Source organism: Streptomyces sp. NPDC001843 (assembly GCF_042891955.1).
Taxonomy (GTDB): domain Bacteria; phylum Actinomycetota; class Actinomycetes; order Streptomycetales; family Streptomycetaceae; genus Streptomyces.
In genome coordinates this window covers 1-1152 of record NZ_JBIATQ010000045.1, presented here as the reverse complement: position 1 = coordinate 1152, position 1152 = coordinate 1, and the positions used below count along the sequence as shown (strand labels likewise).

Here is a 1152-nt window from a genome sequence, read left to right as displayed (position 1 = left end):
TGAACCGTTCCGGGTTTGATCGAGACTCTAGGTCGTGACTGTGACCTGGGATTTCGTGGTTTCGCGGTAGTGCTTGGTCTCGTATTCGGCAGGTGGGATGTGCCCTATTTCACCGTGGAGCCGACGGTGGCAGTACCAGTCGACCCACTCGGCGGTGGCCAGCTCGACCTCGGAGAGCGTCCTCCAATGTCGACGAGGCTTGATCAACTCAGTCTTGAACAGGCCGATCGTGGACTCCATGAGGGCATTGTCGTAGGCGTCGCCGACCGATCCGATCGACGCGGCGATGCCTTCCCGGTCGAGGTGCTCGGCGAGCGCGAACGATGTGTACTGGGACCCGGCATCGGAGTGGTGTATCAACTCGCCTTTCTTGTGCGGGTGTTGGTCTCGGTCGCGCTGCCACAAGGCCATTTCGAGGGCGTCCAGGACGAGCCGGGTCTCCTTCGATGTGGCTGCTGACCAGCCGACGATGCGGCGGGAGAAGGTGTCCACGACGAAGGCGACGTAGACGACGCCGGCGAACGTGGTGACGTGGGTGAAGTCGGCGACCCAGCAGCGGTTCGGGGCGGAGGCGACGAAGTCGCGGTCCACGAGGTCGGGGGCCCGTTCCGCGCCCGCGTCGGGGATGGTGGTGATCACCTTCTTGCCGCGGACCGCCCCGGTGATGCCGAGTTCATGCATGAGGCGCTCGACGGTGCAGCGGGCCACCACGACATCCTGGCGGTTCAGGTGGCGCCAGATCTTCCGGGCACCGTAGACACGGTAGTTGGCCTCGTACGCCTGTGTGATCAGGGTCTTCAGTTCGGCGTCGCGGACGGTGCGGGCCGCGGGTGCGGCCCGGCGTTTGTGGTGGGCGTAGTAGGTGGACGGTGCGATCTTGCAGTCATGGTCGGTGAGGACCCGGCAGATCGGCTCGACGCCGCCGAAGCGGTCCTTGTGCTCGTCGATGAACGCTACGAGCGTGTGTGTGGCCGGTCGAGCTCGGCCGCGAAGAAAGACGCCGCGGCCTTGAGGATGTCGTTGGCCCGCTTCAGCTCGGCGTTCTCCTTCTTCAGCCGCTTCAGCTCGGCCGACTCCTCGCTCGTCGTGCCCGGTCGGGTCCCGGCGTCGATCTGGTCCTGCCGCACCCACTTGCGCAGCGTCTCGGTCGTG

Annotated in this window: 1 protein-coding gene and 1 pseudogene; both read right to left on the bottom strand. The window is 65.5% G+C overall.

Going from position 1 to position 1152, the window contains the following annotated elements; all coding sequences use genetic code 11:
• Window positions 1-27: 27 nt before the first annotated feature.
• A complete protein-coding gene (locus ACFYZQ_RS40250; protein WP_389159273.1) occupies window positions 28-948 on the bottom strand; it encodes an IS3 family transposase in 921 nt (306 codons plus the stop codon).
• Between the two features lie 5 nt (window positions 949-953).
• Window positions 954-1152: pseudogene (locus ACFYZQ_RS40245) on the bottom strand (IS3 family transposase); the annotation flags it as partial.